Annotated in this window: 23 protein-coding genes; 10 read left to right on the plus strand and 13 right to left on the minus strand. The window is 30.6% G+C overall.

Features of this window, described 5'->3' with window-relative positions; all coding sequences use genetic code 11:
• Window positions 1-102 precede the first annotated feature (102 nt).
• The 3 genes from G4D72_RS03965 to G4D72_RS03975 are packed head-to-tail and all read left to right on the plus strand — an operon-like array spanning window position 103 to window position 1,826.
• Complete coding sequence (locus G4D72_RS03965; RefSeq protein WP_166076321.1) at window positions 103-351, plus strand: hypothetical protein; 249 nt, start codon at window positions 103-105, stop codon at window positions 349-351.
• A 2-nt stretch (window positions 352-353) separates the two neighbouring features.
• Entirely contained in the window at window positions 354-1,145 is a 792-nt protein-coding gene (locus G4D72_RS03970) for a sensor histidine kinase (protein ID WP_166076322.1), read from the plus strand.
• A 3-nt stretch (window positions 1,146-1,148) separates the two neighbouring features.
• Window positions 1,149-1,826: a response regulator transcription factor gene (locus G4D72_RS03975; RefSeq protein ID WP_166076323.1), complete on the plus strand. Its 678-nt coding sequence runs from the start codon at window positions 1,149-1,151 to the stop codon at window positions 1,824-1,826.
• Between the two features lie 129 nt (window positions 1,827-1,955).
• Here G4D72_RS03975 and G4D72_RS13470 read toward each other — a convergent pair whose 3' ends face one another.
• The gene (locus G4D72_RS13470) at window positions 1,956-2,081 is read right to left on the minus strand and encodes a hypothetical protein (protein WP_262887215.1); all 126 of its coding nucleotides are present in this window, start codon (window positions 2,079-2,081) and stop codon (window positions 1,956-1,958) included.
• 275 nt (window positions 2,082-2,356) lie between these two features.
• Between G4D72_RS13470 and G4D72_RS03980 the strand changes: the two genes are divergently transcribed.
• Window positions 2,357-3,550, plus strand: a complete 1,194-nt coding sequence (locus G4D72_RS03980) for an asparagine synthetase B (protein WP_235922455.1) — start codon at window positions 2,357-2,359, stop codon at window positions 3,548-3,550.
• 57 nt (window positions 3,551-3,607) lie between these two features.
• On the opposite strand, the gene G4D72_RS03985 is transcribed toward G4D72_RS03980, so the two are convergent.
• The 3 genes from G4D72_RS03985 to G4D72_RS03995 are packed head-to-tail and all read right to left on the minus strand — an operon-like array spanning window position 3,608 to window position 5,204.
• A complete protein-coding gene (locus tag G4D72_RS03985; protein ID WP_166076324.1) occupies window positions 3,608-4,291 on the minus strand; it encodes a hypothetical protein in 684 nt (227 codons plus the stop codon).
• A 5-nt stretch (window positions 4,292-4,296) separates the two neighbouring features.
• Window positions 4,297-4,839 (minus strand): YceI family protein, encoded by a 543-nt coding sequence (locus G4D72_RS03990; RefSeq protein WP_166076326.1) that lies wholly within the window; start codon window positions 4,837-4,839, stop codon window positions 4,297-4,299.
• Between the two features lie 11 nt (window positions 4,840-4,850).
• Window positions 4,851-5,204: a hypothetical protein gene (locus G4D72_RS03995; RefSeq protein ID WP_166076327.1), complete on the minus strand. Its 354-nt coding sequence runs from the start codon at window positions 5,202-5,204 to the stop codon at window positions 4,851-4,853.
• A gap of 77 nt (window positions 5,205-5,281) precedes the next feature.
• Here G4D72_RS03995 and G4D72_RS04000 point away from each other — a divergent pair, with 77 nt between their 5' ends.
• The 5 genes from G4D72_RS04000 to G4D72_RS04020 are packed head-to-tail and all read left to right on the plus strand — an operon-like array spanning window position 5,282 to window position 8,816.
• Window positions 5,282-5,659 carry an OB-fold protein gene (locus tag G4D72_RS04000; protein ID WP_166076328.1) on the plus strand — a complete coding sequence of 126 codons (378 nt, stop codon included), beginning with the start codon at window positions 5,282-5,284 and terminating at the stop codon, window positions 5,657-5,659.
• 6 nt (window positions 5,660-5,665) lie between these two features.
• Window positions 5,666-6,517, plus strand: coding sequence for a DUF5777 family beta-barrel protein (locus G4D72_RS04005; protein WP_166076329.1), 852 nt, complete (start codon window positions 5,666-5,668; stop codon window positions 6,515-6,517).
• A 1-nt stretch (window position 6,518) separates the two neighbouring features.
• Window positions 6,519-7,043: an ankyrin repeat domain-containing protein gene (locus G4D72_RS04010; protein ID WP_166076330.1), complete on the plus strand. Its 525-nt coding sequence runs from the start codon at window positions 6,519-6,521 to the stop codon at window positions 7,041-7,043.
• Window positions 7,033-7,800 (plus strand): T9SS type A sorting domain-containing protein, encoded by a 768-nt coding sequence (locus G4D72_RS04015; RefSeq protein ID WP_166076331.1) that lies wholly within the window; start codon window positions 7,033-7,035, stop codon window positions 7,798-7,800. Before G4D72_RS04010 ends, G4D72_RS04015 begins: the two co-directional genes overlap by 11 nt.
• A 59-nt stretch (window positions 7,801-7,859) precedes the next feature.
• Window positions 7,860-8,816, plus strand: coding sequence for an ion channel (locus G4D72_RS04020; protein WP_166076332.1), 957 nt, complete (start codon window positions 7,860-7,862; stop codon window positions 8,814-8,816).
• Window positions 8,817-8,852: 36 nt separating this feature from the next.
• Here G4D72_RS04020 and G4D72_RS04025 read toward each other — a convergent pair whose 3' ends face one another.
• From G4D72_RS04025 to rmuC, 6 genes are all read right to left on the minus strand, one after another.
• The gene (locus tag G4D72_RS04025) at window positions 8,853-10,898 is read right to left on the minus strand and encodes an FG-GAP-like repeat-containing protein (RefSeq protein ID WP_166076333.1); all 2,046 of its coding nucleotides are present in this window, start codon (window positions 10,896-10,898) and stop codon (window positions 8,853-8,855) included.
• A 25-nt stretch (window positions 10,899-10,923) separates the two neighbouring features.
• Window positions 10,924-12,057 carry a hypothetical protein gene (locus G4D72_RS04030; RefSeq protein ID WP_166076334.1) on the minus strand — a complete coding sequence of 378 codons (1,134 nt, stop codon included), beginning with the start codon at window positions 12,055-12,057 and terminating at the stop codon, window positions 10,924-10,926.
• A 50-nt stretch (window positions 12,058-12,107) separates the two neighbouring features.
• Complete coding sequence (locus tag G4D72_RS04035) at window positions 12,108-12,935, minus strand: hypothetical protein (protein WP_166076335.1); 828 nt, start codon at window positions 12,933-12,935, stop codon at window positions 12,108-12,110.
• A gap of 146 nt (window positions 12,936-13,081) precedes the next feature.
• Window positions 13,082-13,627: an acyl-CoA thioesterase gene (locus G4D72_RS04040; protein ID WP_166076336.1), complete on the minus strand. Its 546-nt coding sequence runs from the start codon at window positions 13,625-13,627 to the stop codon at window positions 13,082-13,084.
• Complete coding sequence (locus tag G4D72_RS04045) at window positions 13,627-14,004, minus strand: 6-phosphogluconate dehydrogenase (protein ID WP_166076337.1); 378 nt, start codon at window positions 14,002-14,004, stop codon at window positions 13,627-13,629. The genes G4D72_RS04040 and G4D72_RS04045 overlap by 1 nt, the downstream gene beginning before the upstream one ends.
• A 23-nt stretch (window positions 14,005-14,027) precedes the next feature.
• The gene (gene rmuC / locus G4D72_RS04050) at window positions 14,028-15,374 is read right to left on the minus strand and encodes a DNA recombination protein RmuC (RefSeq protein WP_166076338.1); all 1,347 of its coding nucleotides are present in this window, start codon (window positions 15,372-15,374) and stop codon (window positions 14,028-14,030) included.
• A 271-nt stretch (window positions 15,375-15,645) separates the two neighbouring features.
• On the opposite strand from rmuC, the gene G4D72_RS04055 reads away from it, so the two are divergent.
• On the plus strand, window positions 15,646-16,230 hold the full coding sequence (locus G4D72_RS04055; protein WP_166076339.1) for a pseudouridine synthase: 585 nt from the start codon (window positions 15,646-15,648) through the stop codon (window positions 16,228-16,230).
• A 72-nt stretch (window positions 16,231-16,302) separates the two neighbouring features.
• Here the strand turns inward: G4D72_RS04055 and G4D72_RS04060 are convergent, their stop codons facing one another.
• The 3 genes from G4D72_RS04060 to G4D72_RS04070 form a co-directional block, all read right to left on the minus strand.
• A complete protein-coding gene (locus G4D72_RS04060) occupies window positions 16,303-17,082 on the minus strand; it encodes an ABC transporter ATP-binding protein (RefSeq protein ID WP_166076340.1) in 780 nt (259 codons plus the stop codon).
• 85 nt (window positions 17,083-17,167) lie between these two features.
• Entirely contained in the window at window positions 17,168-17,578 is a 411-nt protein-coding gene (locus tag G4D72_RS04065) for a GxxExxY protein (protein WP_166076341.1), read from the minus strand.
• 88 nt (window positions 17,579-17,666) lie between these two features.
• On the minus strand, window positions 17,667-18,692 hold the full coding sequence (locus G4D72_RS04070; RefSeq protein ID WP_166076342.1) for an iron ABC transporter permease: 1,026 nt from the start codon (window positions 18,690-18,692) through the stop codon (window positions 17,667-17,669).
• Between the last annotated feature and the right edge of the window lie 3 nt (window positions 18,693-18,695).

Here is an 18,695-nt window from a genome sequence, read left to right on the forward strand (position 1 = left end):
AGCTACTTGTTAATTAAGTATTTACTCTTTCCGGATTCCTTTTTTGTATTTCATTATCAAGATATTTATATAACCATTTTTCCAATTATAGTTTACAGTGTAATGTATTTATATAATGAATACAATTCACAACAAGAGTTATATTGGGCTAATTTTGCAATATTAACTCTAAAAACAATTCTGTTTTTCTGTTATTTAACTTGGCCATTATCTAGTATTCAAATAGATTATGATTATATGAATGAATTTAATGATGTTGTGAGTGATTTAGCTGGGCATTCTTATGATGTAGTTTATATTGTTTATTCTGTAATTTTATTATACCAATTAAAAAAACTTAAATTTCAATAAATATGGAAGTTACACATCTTGCTGTAGATCAAATTATAAAAGCATTCCTATTTATTTTATTTGCTTTTTTTAGTGTTTTTTTAACCTTGGTGCTGTTCTTTTACTTTTCTCGTAAGAAGATTGTAAAAATCGCCGTTGAAAAAAAGAATCAAGAATTACATTATCAAAAAGAAATATTACAATCGGTCATTCAAACACAAGAAGATGAAAGAATGCGAATTGCACAAGATTTACATGACGATATTAGCTCTAAATTGAATGTAGTTTCTTTAAATACACATTTGCTTAAAACCCCAAATTTATCTGAAGCGGAATATGCTGAAATTATTGATAATATTGTTACTTTAACAAAAAAAGCACTAGAGAATTCAAGAAGAATTGCTCATGATTTACTGCCGCCAGTTTTCGAAAAGTTTGGTTTACATGCGGCTATTGAAGAATTAGTGTTAGAATTTTCATCGGCTAAAAATGTACAAATTGAGTATGTTAATGATTTGGATTTTAGTTCATTAGAAACAAACAAACAATTGCATATTTTTAGAATCTTACAAGAATTGCTAAATAATTCAATCCGTCACGGAAAATCCACAAATATTTCTATTACTTTTGTAAGTAAAAACAAACAAAATACTTGTTTTTATTCAGACAATGGTGTAGGATTTAAGACCAATTTTGGAAATCAAAAAAGAGGAATCGGAATGCAAAACATTGAAAGTAGAATCAATTTCTTAGGCGGTTACATAAATGTTCAATCCGAAATTGATAAAGGTGTTCAAATTGAATTTAATTTTTAAAAAATGAGCGCAAAAATAAATATTGTTTTAGCAGATGATGAAGTACTTTTTAGAAAAGGTATTTCATTCTTGTTGCAGCGTGAACCTAATTTTAACATAGTTTTCGAAGCAAATGACGGACAAGAATTAGTAGATTATTTAAAAGCTTCTGAAACTTTACCTGATATTGTGATTACCGATTTAAAAATGCCAAATCTAAATGGTGTGGAAACTACTAAAATATTACACGCTGAATTTCCTGAACTTAAAATAATTGCCTTAACCAGTTATAATACGCCGTCTTTTATCTCCAACATGATTCAAGTTGGTGCTGTTTCTTATATTGTAAAAAATGCTTCTCCCGAAGATGTTGTTTTAACTATCAATGAGGTGGCAAACAAAGGATTTTATTATAATGAAGAGGTGATGAAAGTTATTTACAAAGATATTATTTCTGGAAAACAGTCTGCCAAAAGTGACTTAGACAGTATGCAATTGACTTCTCGAGAAATTGAAATTTTAAAGTTAATTTGCAAACAATTTAATGCTGTTGAAATCGCAGAAATTTTAAGTATTAGTCCAAGAACCGCTGAAGGACATCGAAATAATTTATTGCTAAAAACCCAAACAAAAAATATTGCGGGATTAGTTGTGTATGCTATTCAGAATAATATCATTACTTTAAATGAAATTGATTTGTAATTTTTTTTTTTTTTGAATTCAGTTCGAACAATTTAGAAGATAAAGAACTGTTGAATATAATTGAATAATCAGATTTTCCTAAGGACTAGGATGGGAGAAAATTATCCGAACTGAATTCAAAAAAAGCTATTAACATATAATTAAAAATTTAGCTACCAAAACAGCATAAATACAAATTGTAATTCCTAATAAAACCAAACCAATTAGTCTTAAGGTATTGTTTTCTTTTTTCTCAAACATGGGGAAAGTATTCATATCATTAATTTTTTTACTAAATTATACTGTTTGAACTTTATATTTTAGAGTAGAAATACCTGTTTTTTAAACCAGGTAGAAATACCTGGTTTTGTATGCGTAGAATTACCTGTTTTATTCTATTTAATTTTTATCTTTTCCTTATCTTTGGTTTTATTATTAGTAAATCAACCTATTAGCATTTTTTCATGAATTCGAAAATTAAGTTATTTGTACTTGCAGCATTTGTTTTTTTTACGACCTCTTCTGTAGTAGCTTCGTCTATTTTAGTACCAATGGATGATGAAGGACAACAAAATCATTTAAAAGCATACGGAATTACCTATTGGGCTTTAGCTAAAAGTTATAAGGTAAATTGGCTATTAAATTACAGAGGTGGTTCTTTTTTACTTCCAGATAGTGAAGATATTCGAAAAGAATGTCAAATTCGTGGTGTGTCTTTTGAAGTATTAACAGATGGTGCAACTGCCTCAATTTTAGAAGAAATAAGTAGTCCTTCTCAAAATATGGAAACGGTTGTTTTAGAAAAAGCGCCAAAGATTGCCGTTTATACACCAAAAGGAAAACAACCTTGGGATGATGCTGTTACAATGGTCCTAACGTATGCCGAAATTCCATATACAGAAATTTACGATGAAGAAGTTTTGTCAGATCAATTGGTTTTATATGAATGGTTGCATTTGCATCATGAAGATTTTACCGGACAATACGGAAAGTTTTTTGGGAATTACCGTAATACACCTTGGTACATACAACAAAAGTTAGAAGCAGAAGCCTTAGCAAAAAAATTAGGGTATGCTAAAGTTTCCGAAGAAAAAAGAGCAGTGGCTATTAAAATTAGAGATTATGTTATTGGTGGTGGCTTTATGTTTGCCATGTGTTCCGCTACAGATAGTTTTGATATAGCACTTTCTGCTGAAAATACAGATATCTGCGAGCCTATGTTTGATGGTGACGCAAGTGAACCTAATTATCAAGCTAAAATTGATTATTCAAATACATTTGCTTTTAAAGATTATATATTGGAAAAGCAACCTATGAAATATGAATTCTCAGATATTGATACTACTGAAGAACATGGAAAAGGTAGTTTTTCTATGGATGTTGATTATTTTACTCTAATGGATTTTTCAGCAAAATGGGATCCAATTCCAACTATGTTGTGCCAAAATCATACACAAATTGTGAAAGGATTTATGGGGCAAACTACTGCTTTTGCTGCAAATAAAATAAAATCTAATGTATTGGTGATGGCCGAGTGTAAAATAAACGGTGAAGCACGTTACATTCACGGTCAGAAAGGAAAAGGAATGTTTACCTACTATGGCGGTCACGATCCAGAAGATTATCAACATAGAGTAGGTGAAGATCCTACGGTCTTAGAACTTCATCCTAATTCGCCAGGTTATCGCTTAATTTTAAATAATGTATTGTTTCCAGCAGCAAGAAAAAAGAAATTAAAAACTTAAAAAAAGAGGCCAAACTCGATAGAATTTGGCCTCTTTTTTTTGTCTCTGTATTTTCAATTAAAAACCTCCTAATTTTTGTTCAAGTTCTTCAGGAGTAACTTTTTCATATCCTTCTGGAATGACAAAACAATTTACAGAAGGTTCTTTTTCAAATAAAACGGCTAACATATTGACTTTTCCTCTTTCTGTATTTACGGTTATTTCAAGTGGGTATCCAGTTAGTTTTACTTTGTCTTCTGGTTTATTTTGAGGTGTAATTGCCTCCGTAATATAAAAGTCAGAAGTTGTTCCATTATTCATTTTTACAAATGCTTTATAGCAGTCAAAACCTAAAATCTTTTTTGTGTCTTTTTTGTTGTAAGTAACAGATTCTGCATTTTTCAATGAACTTAATTCCGAATTAGACATTAGATTAGCCTCTCCAACAATTTCTAATTTTTGACCCATTGCATCCATTAAAACACGCGTGTTTTTTGGCTCATTTTTATCAATTGTAATTGTCTTTATGGAAATCATACCGCCTATCATATCTATCTGAGTGGCATTCGATTTATCTGTAAATGAGACTTTAATAGTGTTAGATCCCATTGCTGCCATTTCTTCATTGTCGGACATAGTCATATCATAAGTAATCACTCCAGTTTTTACTTGTGCATAAAATGCTGTTGATGTAAAAGCAAGTAGCAAAAAGGTAATTTTTTTAAGTTTTTCATAGTTTAGTTTTTTTTTAGCTTTTTTCAAATGTTTTATTTTAGAATAAAGTTACAATCTAGGTTTACCTTTTTTGATACTTTTTTTGATACTACACTTGGTATTTCTATTCCGTAATCAGTTACATTTATGGCAAAATTCGTCTTAACTTCAATATCAGCACCTGTTTTCTTGATTTTTGCAAGTGTTGTAATGTCTTTGGTTTTTCCATGAAGTTCTAATTTACCTTTAAGTGTATACTCTTTGAAAGTTGCGCTAAGTTTACTTTCGTCAAAGTTTTCTAACTTACCTTTAAATACTGCTTTTGGATATTTGTCACTTTCTACATAATTTTCGTTGAAATGTTCTTCCATCAGAGCAATTTTAAACTTGAAACCTTTCAACAATGCTAATGCCTGTAAATCTCCAGTTTTAGTTTGTAAAACACAAGTTACACCACTGTTTTTGGCTTTAATTTCTTCAAAAGTAGGCACTGAAGCTTCTAATGTTATAGTTCCAGTTTTTGTTATTTTTTTATCTCCTTGAGTGGTAAAACTTGCAAGTAAAATAACTGCGATAATAAGGCTTATTTTTTTCATAATTAATTTATTTATTCTAGAAGTCCATCTGAATTCCAGTCGTTTATCTTATCAATAGTGTTTTGAGGTAATCTTTGTCCAGATTGTGGCATTAATAAACTATTTCCTTCTGGTAAAGAAATTCTTCCTAAAAGATTGTTATTTAAAACCGCATCCCTCACTTTTACGTATGTATCTAATGATAGTGAAGTTCCTGGAATTGGTGTTGCGCCATGGCAATTAATACAATTGGCATTAATGATTGCTCTAACGTCGTTGTTGTACGTAGTTATTGCAGCTAAAGATGTTGGTTCTGTTAGGTCATCTTCGGAATTATTACTACAACTAAATAGTAAAAAAATTGGTAAAAATTTTAAGTATTTCATTTTAAAAAAGTTAAAAAATTATTTATTTGACAATATTACAAAAAAAATACTTAACTTTGCAGGTTAAAAAAAAAATTATGAAAAAATTAATATTTGTAGTACTAGTAATAGGAATAGTGGTCTTTGGAATTTATACGTATTTGTACCAAGACCATAGGAATATCGCATCTGAAGAAGTTTCAGTTTCCAAAACAGTAGCGGCTATTTTTAAAGAATATCAAGAAGATGAAAAAAAAGCGAATTCTTTGTATTTAGATAAAAAAGTTAGAATTGTAGGAAAAATAACGTCAATAAATGCAGCAGACACAATACTTGTTTTAGATAATAAGTTGTCCGCAAAAATAATTGGAAAAATTGCCAATAAAGTCAATGATGAAATAACCTTAGAAGGTAGATTATTAGGTTACGATTCCTTATTAGAAGAAATTAACTTAGACCAAACTCAAATAAAATAATTAATTATGATAAAGAAAATATTAGTTTTATGCGCTTTTTTGCCTTTTGTGTCATTTGGACAAGAGGAAGATTTATTAAAAGATTTAGATAATACACCTACAAATGAAGTGGTTACTTCTGCATTTAAGTCGTTAAAAATTGTAAATTTAGAATCCACAAAGCTTGCCGCTAAAGGTGACTTCTACTTTATAGTTTCACACCGTTTTGGATATTTTGATCAAGGTTTTAAAGATTTTTTTGGCTTAGATGAAGCAAACACTAGATTACAATTTTTATACGGTATTTCAGATAATTTTACCGTTCATGTTTCACGTTCTGGTTTTCAAAAAGCTTATGAGGGTGCTATTAAGTATAAACTAGTTTCTCAAAAAAATTCTGGATCACCATTTGATATTGTTGGCTTTAATAGTATCGCTGTAAATTCTGCTCTTGAAAAAGTAGTATTACCTAAAGTTGAATTTTCAGATCGTTTATCTTATGTAAATCAAATCTTAATATCAAGAAAATTTAATGATAAATTGTCTTTAGAGGTAGCGCCTACTTATTTTCATGAAAACTATGTAGCTAACAATAATCAAGATAATAGCCAATATGCTGTTGGTATGGGAGGTCGTTATAAACTTTCTAAAAGATGGTCTGTTAATGTAGATTATGCGGCACATTTAAATAGAGACGCATCTTCAAACTTTACAAATCCTTTGTCGATTGGTTTTGATTTAGAAACAGGTGGTCACGTTTTTCAAATGCATTTTACCAATTCTCAAGCCATGCATGAAAGTGGTTTCTTAGGAAATACTGCTGGAAGATGGGATAAAGGTCAAATCGCATTCGGTTTTAACTTGGTAAGAGTCTTTTAATATGAAGTGGACGCTAATTGCTTTAATTTTTGTAAACGGTTTGTTTAGTCAGTCTAAGCCTAAAACTATTTTTGATGTGGCGAGGTCTGGTACTGTTTTAGAATTAAACGAATTATTAAAAAACAATCCAAATTGTGTTGATGAAATTAGTGAAAATGGTTATTCACCACTTATTTTAGCAACTTATCGAAATAATATTGAAGTCGCAAAAATTTTATTAAAAAAAACAAAAGATATAAATTTTTTATCTAACAGTGGAACTGCTCTAATGGCAGCTGCAATGAGAGGAAATTTAGAAATGACACAATTAATCCTATCTCAAAAAGCAAATTTAAATTTACAAGATTCTGCTGGAGCAACTGCTTTAATGCTAGCCATTTCGACACAAAATATAGAAATCATAAAAGAAATTTTAAAAGCTGGACCTGATTTATCTATTAGAGATAATTTACAAAAACAAGCTATAGATTATGCCCTAAAATCTAATAATAATTTAATCATAAACCTTTTCCAAAATGAAAAATAAATTACTACTTTTTATCGTATTATGTGCCAGTTTCGCAACTGCTCAGAACTACAGTACTGGTGTTATCACATTAACAACTGGTTACACTGTGAAATTTGACACAAATCCAACTACGGTTACCATGACGATGGTTGGACCTTCAACTACAGGTTTCGCTTTAGGACTTGGAATGACATCTATGTTCACTGCGGGTGGTGACTGTGCTTTTGTTTCTGGAACAACTACTGGCAATGCCACTTTAACGGATAGAAGATTTAGTGGAGGTGCTGCGCAACCTGCTTTAGATGCTGCACCAAATAATTGGACGGTTACTTCAAATACAGTAACTTCTAATGTTAGAACTTTAATAGCTACTCGAGCTTTAAATACGGGTGATACTGCAGGAGGTGATTTTGTCTTTACTAACGGTCCAAGTACACTAAATTTAATTTGGGCCATAGGAAGTTCAATAAATTTTTCAAATCATAGTAGTAGAGGAAGTACTACTAGCAGTTTAGCTCTTTCAAATGATTCCTTTTTCTTAGCAGGTTTCAAATTGTATCCCAACCCAGCTGATTCTATTTTAGCTATTGATTTACCAAGTGATTATGATGCTGTACAAGTTCAAATCATTGATATTTTAGGAAAAACTGTTGTTTCTAGATCGATTACAAGTTTAGATAACAAATTAAATGTGAGTGATTTAGTAGCTGGAAATTATTTTGTAAAAGTAAGTGCTGATGATAAATTCTACACGACGAAATTAATTATTCAATAAAATATTTATAAATAATTGTACTTTTGTGAAGTCCCATTTTTTTGGGACTTTTTTAATATATGGAAATACTAAAAAAAGTAAATAAAAAAGCAAAAGCAGAAACCAATACTGGCTTCGGAACCAATTCTCAAAATTATGGGGGCCGATTTGTGAATAAAAATGGTAATGCTAATATTCAAAAAGTAGGAATTGGCTTTTTAGATAGTATTAGTTGGTATCATATTATGCTAAAAATTCCAAGATGGAAGTTTTTTCTAATCATAGTGCTTTTTTATTTTATAGTTAACTTATTTTTTGCTTCCATTTATTTACTAATTGGAGTTGAAAATTTACGCGGTGTCGAATCTATTACAAGAATGGATAAATTCGGTGAAGCTTTCTTTTTTAGTATTCAGACATTTACTACAGTTGGTTACGGACATATAAGTCCCTCTGGTTTTTTAGCTAGTTTTGTCGCTGCTGTTGAAGCCTTATCGGGCTTATTAAGTTTCGCAATTGCTACGGGTTTGTTTTATGGTAGGTTTAGCAAACCTAATGCATACATACAATTTTCTGAGAATGCTATTATAGCACCTTATAAAAATGGCAAAGGTTTAATGTTAAGAATGGTGCCACATAAAAATACAAATTTATCTGATGCAGAAGCCTATATCACATTAGGTATTATGATTGAAGAAGAAGGTGTTTTTATTAACAAATTTTACAATTTACCTTTAGAAATGAGTAGAATTAATACTTTAAATTTAAGTTGGACTTTAGTACACCCGATAGATGAGGAAAGTCCACTTTTTAATTTACTCGAATCTGATTACAAAGAAACTATTGGTGAAGTGATGGTTTTTATGAAAGCTTTTGATGATATGTACAGTTCAACAGTAATTAAAAGAACTTCTTATACTTTTAATGAAATTGTATATGGAGCTAAATTTTTGCCCATGTATGATAAAAATGAATCCAATACAAAAACAATTTTACATTTAGATTACTTAAATAAATTTGTTAGAGTAACCCTATAAAAAAAGGCTATCATTTTTTGATAGCCTTTTAGTTTTTTATTTTTTAATAAAATTTTCTGCAAATTTCTCACCTTTTTTAGTTTCAATTCTAAGAACATAAAAACCTTGACTTAAATTTGAAACATCAATCTTTGAGAAGTTATCGGTACTTTTTTTTACAATTTTTCCAGTTGTATCAATTATTTCAATCGAAGAAACAATATGATTTCCTAAATTAGAAATTGATAAATAATCTGAGGTTGGATTAGGATATATAATTATTTTTTCACCAGTAAACGAAGCCGAGCTTAACGCTTGACTGCCTTCAATTACGTGAATAGTTTGGTTCGGATTTGGGTTGTTAATTATATCAACAGTTCCAGCTGGCCAAATAATTTTAATTTGTGTGATAGCTGTTGCTGTTCCAATCCCGAAATGTGCATTTAAAGTACTCATGAATTCAAATCCTTCGCCACTTCTTATTTCTCTTATTTGTTTTCCCCAAATTCCGTAAATTTCTACTCTTGCCCCAATTCCATTTCTGTTACTTTGTATACCTTGTAAAGTTACTTTAACCCAATTGTTTCCATTAGGAACAGCAGTATGAATCGTACTTCCATTAGTGATGTCTAAGAAACCATCATTGTTTAAATCTCCTACAGGTCCAAGAAATATATTTGATGGATAATTGGCTACCGAAAATACATTGTTACCTTGATTGAACATGATTTTGTTTCCACCACCCATTACATCAATAAAACCATTATTGTCAAAATCATAAGCTATGTAATCTCTATTTATTGTAGTAAAAGTATCCCAACCAGAGCCAGCAGTAATATTCGTAAATGGCTCCTCAACACTATTTGAAGTATCTAAGTTGTTTTTGTATAATCTACTATGACCACTTCCTCCATTTGCTCCAATAAGTATATCCATATCTCCATCGTTGTCAAAATCAGCTACAGCTGATGACCATGACTGAACAGGAGTATAATTGATTTGAGCTACAGCAGAAATATCTGTAAACACACCATTTCCATCATTTCTATGTAATTCACATGGAGGTCCAGAACATTTAGAAATAAATAGGTCGGAATCCCCATCATTGTCATAATCGGTCCAAATAGAAGCATAATTTCCACCGCTAGAAAGGGTTCCTAAAGAATAAGAACCAGCTGTTACGCCAGATTGAAAATGTGTAAAAGTTGTTCCATTGTTTAAATAATAAACATTTGGAGCAACATCATGACAAGAAAATGCATCTAAATTTCCATCGTTATTTATATCTATAAAATTTGTTCTTTGACAGAAAATATACTCACTTGGATTAATATTGGAATACATGGTTCCTGTTGCATTCGAGCGCCAAAAAGTTAAACCACTTCCGCTTCCAAGTACTAAATCATTAAATCCATCTCTGTTATAATCACCAGCTGCAATACTCCACGATGGCATATCGCTAGTTCCTGAAATGGCATAATCTGTAAAACTAAAAGCACCACCTGTTCCTTGAATGTGCACTCTTAAATTATTTGGACTCACACCAACAATATCATCTTTATTATCCCCATTCATGTCTACGATACAACTGTTGTACGAGCTATTAATTGTAGCTATAGATGTTGTAGCATAATTTATGGGTGTTGGAATTGGTGGAACATAAGTTGCTTCTGTCAACTGAAATGTAAAACCTGAAGAAGACCATCTGTTATCCCAAGCTATGTAATAGGTAGTGGCAGCAACAGCTGTAAAGCTACCAACTGAAGAAAAATTGGCACCAGAATCATCATCACCACCTACACAAATTAACGAACCGCAAGTGCCCGAGTACACATGAAAACGTGTATCAATTTTCGGATTATTCGCTGCTATATTCGAACTAATAGTAGTGGTGTAATTTTGAGTAGGAACATAAATATACCATTCACCAGCAGTGGCTCCAGAACCATTCGCCGCACAAATAGGCGCAGGAACTTGTGTGCCATTTACAGCAGAAACAACATGTAGCCCAGTAGATATTGTTGGCGCTGTTAAACAAGTATCTTGTGCAAATGCAAAATAATTTGCCAAGAGCACTAAGAATAAAAAGATAGTTTTTTTCATAATAATAGTTTTAGTAGTTTTTTTTTTATTGACAAGGTTGCAGTGAGTTAATCCATTGCCCAATTAGGTTGATTCCTTCCTCGTGTATTATTGTTCTACCGTGAAGTGGCATTCTAAAAGTTTCGTTGGTCGTATTCAAACGATAATATAACATCGAACGGTTAATATTTCCTGGAGTAATTATTTTACTTAAAGCTGGAGGAAAGTTTTGCATGTCTTGCGTATCAACACAAACGCCCAAATTGGTTAAACCATTAGCACTTCCTGTTTCGTTAAATGCGAATCGCATGGGTCTGTAATCGCAATGTTTGCCATTTTGATGACAATGGGCACAGTTAATATCTACATAAGAACGCACTCTTTTTTCTAGAGATTGACTGGTATCACTGTAATTAATTGTGGTGTTATTTTCTGTTGGAAAAGAAAAGTTGTTTTCTAAATAACCTTGTTCAATCCATTTGGTTAATTGATTTTGAGTTGTGGTTCCGTAAGAGTAATTAAAATTTAAATTTTGAGGTTTTATTCCGATTGGAATGTGAATAGTTTGCGGATTACCATTTACAGTTTCTGTTTTTTTATGACAAATAATGCATTGAACTTCTGAAGGAATTCTGTAATTTGTAGATTTAATTACATTGTTATCATCTTTCCAAGAAATAGTTACTGTACTTCCGTTTAAATCTAAATATGCTTCCGTTTGTGCTTCATTCCAAACATAGTCGGCAAATATCCAACCTGTTTGTTTTCGTATCATGATTCTAGTTTCAATTATTTTTGTAGTGGCATTAGGTTGCACATTATCGTAGTAAAAGGTTTTTATTAAAGCTGCGCCAACAGGTAATTCTAAAACATTGGCATCACCATTAAATGTTGCTTTAACCCCAATTGGCATCCAAACAAATCGTTTTTTATGAGCATAATCTGTAAATAAAGAACTGGCTGGTTCGTAAGGAATTACATTTAAAGAAGGTTTTTGGTTTTTGATATCACCTTCAAAAAAATTGTAATCTGACAGTTTAGGATAGGGAACTTGAGTTAAATCGACAATTACAGGAGAAGTTGGTAATGGTACGTAGGCTTCTTTGCTATCATCATTGTTACAAGAATAGAAAAGAATTATTAAACTTATTCTCAGAATTGATGTTATTTTTTTAAGCATAGTGTTAATTTTTTGCTAAAATAGCAAAAAAGAATTAACAAAAGCCCTATTTATTGTTTAATTTCTTCAATGAATTCTATTTCAATAATATCAGTTCTCGATTCTTTAATGTCTTTTACATCTATCTCAACTTTTCTGGTATTGATAATATACATCGGAACTCCAGGATTATATACATAACTAAAACCATTAAAATCATTAATTTCGTATTTAGATTTTTTGACATATTGTTTGATGTCTTTGTCTTGATTATCAACATTTTTCAATACAGAAAGTAGCATTTTCTTTGAATCATCTGGATCTATAATTAATTCTGTGTAAAAAGTACAACTTGAATCTTTGTAGCTATGTTCTTCAAAATATACTCTTGTTTTTGCCTTTAATCCTTGTTTTGAAAAGGGACTTGGGATAACTTCATCATAATTTAACTCTTCTTTTGGATCAAATTCTACGCCAAATGGGTAATGAAATAATTTTAATTCTTTAGCACAAAATTCTTCAATTCCTTCTTGTTGTGATAAAGCCGTAACTATTGGAGTTAAAATGCTTGTATATATTTTATCTTCTTCTGAATTTAAATTACTTTTTGCATCATTAATTGCTTTGGTAAAAATATCAGATAGCACTTTCCAATTTTCAATTTTAACTTCGCTACCAGTTTCGTCAGTCGTATAAATTACTTCAATCTCACGGATTGCATTTTTATTTGTTTTAAGTTTTTCTGGTAAGTTTAAGGCATACAAAATATCACATTTATATTTCCAACTTATAGTATATGAAGTAGCGGTTGAATCTAAAACCTTAAAAAAAGCATCATAAACAATAGAATCATTTTTTACTATTTTATCATCTTTAATTCTTTCAATGGATTTTTTCATTTTGAATTTATAGTTATCGCCCTTTGACCAATATGCTATAAATGCAATTTTAGTAGTATCAACATCAGTATTTAATTGAGAATACATTTTTCCTGTGAAAATAAATAGGAAGGTAATCAAAAAAGACTTTAAAGTATTGCTCTTCATTATTTTAAGTTAAGTATTACATTGTAATTTTTTAATTTTTCAAGAGCATCAGAAGAAGAATAATCTAATGTGATTTCCTCATGTAAGTAATCTTTTTTGGCAGTAATTCTATTGATACTTTCATAAAAACGGCGTACTTCTTCTAAATTTGAGAGAATTAATTTTGGAACTTGTACATTTTCGCCTTCCGAATTTTTGGCTACCATAGTGAAATAACTAGAATTTGTATGCTTTATTTTTCCAGTTTGAATATTTTGAGAAGTTACTCTAATTCCTACCACCATAGAACTCTTTCCAACATAATTAACACAAGCTTTTAAGGTTACAAGTTCACCGATTTCAACCGGATTAAGGAAATTCACTGTGTCAACAGAAGCAGTAACACAATAACTGCCACAATATTTGGAAGCACAAGCAAAGGCAATTTGATCCATTAAGCTTAATAAATAACCACCATGAATTTTTCCACTAAAATTGGAATGCGAAGGCAACATTAATTCCGATAAGGTAATTTTTGATGCGGAAACAGTATTGGATTTACTCATTACTTAACATTAAAATAAGGTGATTTTTCTGGAGTAACTTTTGTAATGTAATAATTAGTATCGCCCCACCAAGAAAAAGTACCATAACGTTCAATATATTCAACTTTTACAAATTTACCCTGATTTGCTTTCAATTGTTCAATTACTTCAGGCTGATTGTCCATTACAGAAAATGCAAATTTTTGAGAACCTGATAGTCCCTGACTTAATTCGCCTTCCCAAGTTTTAAAAATATAACCTTTGTGACTAAATTTTATTAATTCACCTGTTCTAATTCCGTCACTAAAAGAAGCATAATATAATGCTGCAATGTATGCAGAACAAGCTAATACAATAGTTAATATTCCGTACACCAAAAATTTTCTTACTATAGTCATTTTGTTTTGGTTTTTAATCTGATTTAATTGTCAGATTCAGTTAGTAATTCTTCGTTATTTTCAGCTCTTTTTAAAATGGCTTCAGGTAAAGCTTTTTTTGCTTTTGCGCCCATTTTCTTTAATTTTTCAGCACTGTTTACTAAGTTTCCTTTTCCTTCAGTTAGTTTATTCATAGCTGATGAATATTCCACTTTGGCTTCATCCATTTTCTTTCCAATTTTTATCAAATCGGTTACAAAACCTTCAAATTTATCATATAATGCACCCGCTTGACGTGCAATTTCGATTGCATTTTCTTGTTGTTTTTGATTGGTCCACATACTATCAATCGTGCGTAAAGTCGCTAATAAAGTTGAAGGTGTAACAATCACAATGTTTTTCTCAAATGCTTTGTTATATAAGGATTGATCTTCTTGTAAAGCTAATGCAAAAGCAGGTTCTATTGGAATAAATAATAATACAAAATCAGGACTTTCCATTTGGTAAATGTCTTGATAACGCTTGTCACTCAATTGTTCTACATGGCGTTTCACCGAATTAACATGTTCTTTTAAATAGCTATTTTGTAATGTTTCATCTTCTTCATTTACATATTTTTCATAAGCCGTTAATGAAACTTTACTATCAACCACCATCTTTTTTCCATCAGGCAAATTGATAATTACATCGGGTAATATTCGCGTTCCTGCATCATTAATAAAAGCTTGTTGCACCTCGTATTCACGGCCTTTTTCTAATCCTGATTTTTCTAACACGCGTTCTAAAACCAATTCGCCCCAATTCCCTTGCATTTTATTGTCGCCTTTTAACGCTTTAGTTAAGTTGATGGTTTCTTTACTCATTTGTGCATTCATTTCGCGTAAGCCCAATATTTGCTGACGTAAAGCAGCATGATAATCGATGCTTTCTTTATGAGTATCTTCTACTTTTTTCTCAAAATGTAGAATTTTATCTTGTAAAGGTGAAAGTATGTTTTTTAGGTTTTCTTTGTTTTGTTCTGTGAATTTCTGAGTTTTTTCTTCCAAGATTTTATTCGCCAAGTTTTCAAATTCTTTGCTAAATTTCTCTTGAAGTTCATTTACTTCTTGTTTTTGTTCTTTATTTCTTTCTAATAAATTATCGAAATCATTTTCTTTTTTCGCTAATAAAATCGCAAATTCTTCTTTTTCTGTTTGAATTTTCTGTTTTTCGAATTGTAAATTCTGAAGTGTAATTTTTAATTCAGAAAGTTGATTGTTTTGGGAAAGTAATTGGCCATCTAAATTACTTTTTTCAGCATTAGATTGGGTTTTGGTTAGCAGTTTTCCAATATAAAAACCAATGGCTAACGAAACTAAAATGGCGAATACTAAAAGAATGGATGTGTTCATTTTTGGAATATAAATTTATAAAAAGTAAAAATACTATTTTTTTTAAATTTTACCGCAGGTTTTCAATTTGAATTTTGAAACATAATGAATCATAAAATTTCATTTCATTATTTTTTTGCCACGAATGCTCGAATTTAATTTGCTTGATTGGTGAAATTTGTTCCTCTTCGATGATCCGAACCTTCAGGACGAATAATACTAATTCCAAAAGGCAGAAATATTCTTGAATTCGTGGCGTTTTAAATTAAAAAATTAAAACTATTTTTGTCAAATGAAACCACACCAACATTTTATTTTACACAAACCACACGGATTTATCAGTCAGTTTATTTACGAATTAAAACGAAATAAGCGAAAACTTGGTGAATTATACGATTTTCCAGAAGGAACAATGGCGATTGGTCGTTTAGACGAAGATTCGGAAGGTTTGTTATTACTCACAACAGATGGCATGATGAGTGAATTGGTTCGAAGTAAAAAAGTTGAAAAAGAATATTACGCGCAAGTGGATGGCATAATAACTGAGACAGCAGTTGAACAACTCAAAAATGGAGTAGAAATTGGTTTTCATGGTAAAAAATACCTCACAAAAAAATGTCAAGCCAAGTTAATTGAGAATCCAACTCACATTGGTGAAGGAAGAAGAATTCGAGACGAACGTCACGGACCAACAAGCTGGGTTTCCATAACGTTAACCGAAGGAAAATTCAGACAAGTTCGAAAAATGACTTCTGCTGTTGGTTTTCCTACTTTACGATTAATAAGAGTTCGAGTAGGAAATATTGAATTGGGTGAATTAAGAGCGGGTGAAGTGAAAGAAATTTTCAAGGAAAGTTTTGATAAGATTTTGGAGTAGGATTTAGTATTGAGAAATTAAAATTTTTGAATTCAGCCTGACTTACCTTGAATTTTTTTAATGACAAGTTTTTTATCTCACCATAAATTTTCCTTTTTCTTTATCGAAAATGATATTTTCATCTTCAAACAACTTATCAAACACACCTTTTTCGATTAAATTACAAGGTTGGTCTTGTAGGGTTTGTTCCTTTGTCATCACAATCATTTCATCTGAAAGTTGAATCGCTAAATCGATATCGTGTGTCGAAAATAAAATGCATTTCCCGGTTTCATGTGTTAGTTTTTGCAATAATTTAAAGACAGAAACTTTGTGAAATAAGTCTAAATGCGTAGTGGGTTCGTCTAAAATAATTAAGTCAGTATCTTGTGCTAAAGCTCTTGCAATTAATACCTTTTGTAGCTGGCCATCTGAAATTTCATGATGTTTTTTTTCTATTAAATGTTCAATATTTGTAAGTTGAATTGCTGCTGTAATTTTACTAATATCTTCATCAGTTAAAGTGCCAATCCAATTCGTGTAAGGTTGTCTGCCCAAGGCAATTAATTCCCAGACGGTTAAATTGCTACTTGGTAATTTATCAGTTAAAACCAAACTTTGTTGCTGCGCTAATTCCGAATTTTCAATTGTAAAAATATCTTTTTCATTCAAAAAAACACTACCTGAAATGGGTTTTTGAATAGCAGTTAGTGTTCGTAGTAAAGTGGATTTTCCAATACCATTTCCACCAATTAAAGTAATCAGTTTTCCTTTGTTTAAAGAGATAGAGATATCAACCGCTATGGTTGCTACTTCTTTTTTGGAAGTGTAACCAATAGAAAGATTTTTGGTTTGTAGTATGGTTGGGTTCATAGTTGAAATTTTGTTATTTTTTAACCACATAGGCACATAGTTAAAATATGAATAAAGGCGCTTCGCTTAATATAAATATCATAGATTATTTAGGTAAATTTTTAAATAAATCATTGACTAAAGTTTTTTGTCCTTCTCGAAAAATATTATTACTATTAAAATTTATTAGTATGCCTTTTGGTGCAGATAATAGCTTCATATATGTTAATAATTGGGCATCATGAATTGGTAAAATATCACTTACGGCTTTTAGTTCAACTATTAACAAATCTTCAATAAATAAATCACATCTAAAATCAACATCAACATTATTTCCTTTATAATTAAAAGGTACTTTAAATTCGCTTTTAAAATTTATTTTTCTAATTTTTAATTCTTCTATCATACACTTATGATAAACACTTTCTAAAAGTCCTTTTCCTAAAATTTTATGTACTTCAATTGCTGCTCCAATTATTTCAAAAGTTAATTGATTAAGTGATTGTTGTGTTATCATGTTTTTGAATATCTCTCTATGTGCTTTATTTTAAATAAAATGCCTTTATTTATAATACAACTATGTGCCTATGTGTTTAATTAAAATTCTAACTAATTCCGCGTTTTCTTACCAACAGCCAAATCACCACTGGTGCGCCTAATATCGATGTGATTGCATTAATTGGTAACGTAAAATCAAAACCCGGTAATTGCGAAACGGTATCACAAAATAACATAATTAAAGCGCCTAAAAGCATCGTAGCAAAAAACAGTACTTTATGATTACTAGTTTGAAAAACCAATTTTGAAATATGCGGAACGGCTAATCCTACGAAGGCAATAGGACCTACAAATGCAGTAATACTTCCAGCTAAAATTCCAGTAGCCATAAAAATTAAATTGCGTTGTTTTTTGATGTTAATTCCTAAACTTTTTGCGTAGTTTTCTCCTAATAAAAAAGCATCTAAACTTTTAATTGACAGTAAACTTAATGTTGCACCAACCAAAACTGTACTGCTTAAAATGACAATTTGAATCCAACTTAAATTACTCAAATTTCCCATAGACCAAAATGTGAATTTTTGGAGTTGTTCTGCTGTACTAAAATAGGTTAATACGCTAACAATTGCTCCTGTAAAACTGCTGAACATTAATCCGACTATCAAAATCGACATGGTATCTTTTAATTTTTTCGAAACTAAGAAAACTAAAGACAAAACCAATAAACTTCCAGATATTGAAGCTAATAAAATGCCTAAACTAGATAGAAATAGGTTGGCTAAAAAAGGTGGTAAGATAGCAGCGCCCATAATTACAAAAGCCACACCTAAACTTGAGCCCGAACTTAATCCTAAAACATAAGGTCCGGCTAACGGATTTCTAAATAACGTTTGCATTAGTAAACCTGAAATGGAGAGTCCAATTCCGACTAACATTGCTGTTATAGCTTTTGGTAATCGAAAATTTAAAATAATATAATTCCAAGTGTCTTTTACTTCACCAATTCCAAATACAGATTTAGCGACTTCTTTAATAGGAATAGCCACTTGTCCGAAACTTATATTTAATAGAAACGTGATTACTAAACCAAAAAGTAAAGCAATAAAAAGTAAATTATTTGGGTTCTTTTTCATTAC

The organism is Flavobacterium difficile, assembly GCF_011392115.1.
GTDB classification, from domain to species: Bacteria; Bacteroidota; Bacteroidia; order Flavobacteriales; family Flavobacteriaceae; genus Flavobacterium; species Flavobacterium difficile.

What these genes read in the sequence shown, in the direction of transcription:
- G4D72_RS04015 (WP_166076331.1), top strand. Translation starts at nt 7,033, where the DNA reads ATGAAAAATAAATTACTACTTTTTATCGTATTATGTGCCAGTTTCGCA.
- G4D72_RS03975 (WP_166076323.1), top strand. Translation starts at nt 1,149, where the DNA reads ATGAGCGCAAAAATAAATATTGTTTTAGCAGATGATGAAGTACTTTTT.
- G4D72_RS04060 (WP_166076340.1), bottom strand. Translation starts at nt 17,082, where the DNA reads ATGAACCCAACCATACTACAAACCAAAAATCTTTCTATTGGTTACACT.
- G4D72_RS04045 (WP_166076337.1), bottom strand. Translation starts at nt 14,004, where the DNA reads ATGACTATAGTAAGAAAATTTTTGGTGTACGGAATATTAACTATTGTA.
- G4D72_RS04000 (WP_166076328.1), top strand. Translation starts at nt 5,282, where the DNA reads ATGAAAAAATTAATATTTGTAGTACTAGTAATAGGAATAGTGGTCTTT.
- G4D72_RS03990 (WP_166076326.1), bottom strand. Translation starts at nt 4,839, where the DNA reads ATGAAAAAAATAAGCCTTATTATCGCAGTTATTTTACTTGCAAGTTTT.
- G4D72_RS04035 (WP_166076335.1), bottom strand. Translation starts at nt 12,935, where the DNA reads ATGAAAAAATCCATTGAAAGAATTAAAGATGATAAAATAGTAAAAAAT.
- G4D72_RS04005 (WP_166076329.1), top strand. Translation starts at nt 5,666, where the DNA reads ATGATAAAGAAAATATTAGTTTTATGCGCTTTTTTGCCTTTTGTGTCA.
- G4D72_RS04055 (WP_166076339.1), top strand. Translation starts at nt 15,646, where the DNA reads ATGAAACCACACCAACATTTTATTTTACACAAACCACACGGATTTATC.
- G4D72_RS04020 (WP_166076332.1), top strand. Translation starts at nt 7,860, where the DNA reads ATGGAAATACTAAAAAAAGTAAATAAAAAAGCAAAAGCAGAAACCAAT.
- rmuC (WP_166076338.1), bottom strand. Translation starts at nt 15,374, where the DNA reads ATGAACACATCCATTCTTTTAGTATTCGCCATTTTAGTTTCGTTAGCC.
- G4D72_RS13470 (WP_262887215.1), bottom strand. Translation starts at nt 2,081, where the DNA reads ATGAATACTTTCCCCATGTTTGAGAAAAAAGAAAACAATACCTTAAGA.
- G4D72_RS03995 (WP_166076327.1), bottom strand. Translation starts at nt 5,204, where the DNA reads ATGAAATACTTAAAATTTTTACCAATTTTTTTACTATTTAGTTGTAGT.
- G4D72_RS04030 (WP_166076334.1), bottom strand. Translation starts at nt 12,057, where the DNA reads ATGCTTAAAAAAATAACATCAATTCTGAGAATAAGTTTAATAATTCTT.
- G4D72_RS03965 (WP_166076321.1), top strand. Translation starts at nt 103, where the DNA reads ATGTATTTATATAATGAATACAATTCACAACAAGAGTTATATTGGGCT.
- G4D72_RS04070 (WP_166076342.1), bottom strand. Translation starts at nt 18,692, where the DNA reads ATGAAAAAGAACCCAAATAATTTACTTTTTATTGCTTTACTTTTTGGT.
- G4D72_RS04010 (WP_166076330.1), top strand. Translation starts at nt 6,519, where the DNA reads ATGAAGTGGACGCTAATTGCTTTAATTTTTGTAAACGGTTTGTTTAGT.
- G4D72_RS04040 (WP_166076336.1), bottom strand. Translation starts at nt 13,627, where the DNA reads ATGAGTAAATCCAATACTGTTTCCGCATCAAAAATTACCTTATCGGAA.
- G4D72_RS03970 (WP_166076322.1), top strand. Translation starts at nt 354, where the DNA reads ATGGAAGTTACACATCTTGCTGTAGATCAAATTATAAAAGCATTCCTA.
- G4D72_RS03980 (WP_235922455.1), top strand. Translation starts at nt 2,357, where the DNA reads ATGGATGATGAAGGACAACAAAATCATTTAAAAGCATACGGAATTACC.
- G4D72_RS04025 (WP_166076333.1), bottom strand. Translation starts at nt 10,898, where the DNA reads ATGAAAAAAACTATCTTTTTATTCTTAGTGCTCTTGGCAAATTATTTT.
- G4D72_RS04065 (WP_166076341.1), bottom strand. Translation starts at nt 17,578, where the DNA reads ATGATAACACAACAATCACTTAATCAATTAACTTTTGAAATAATTGGA.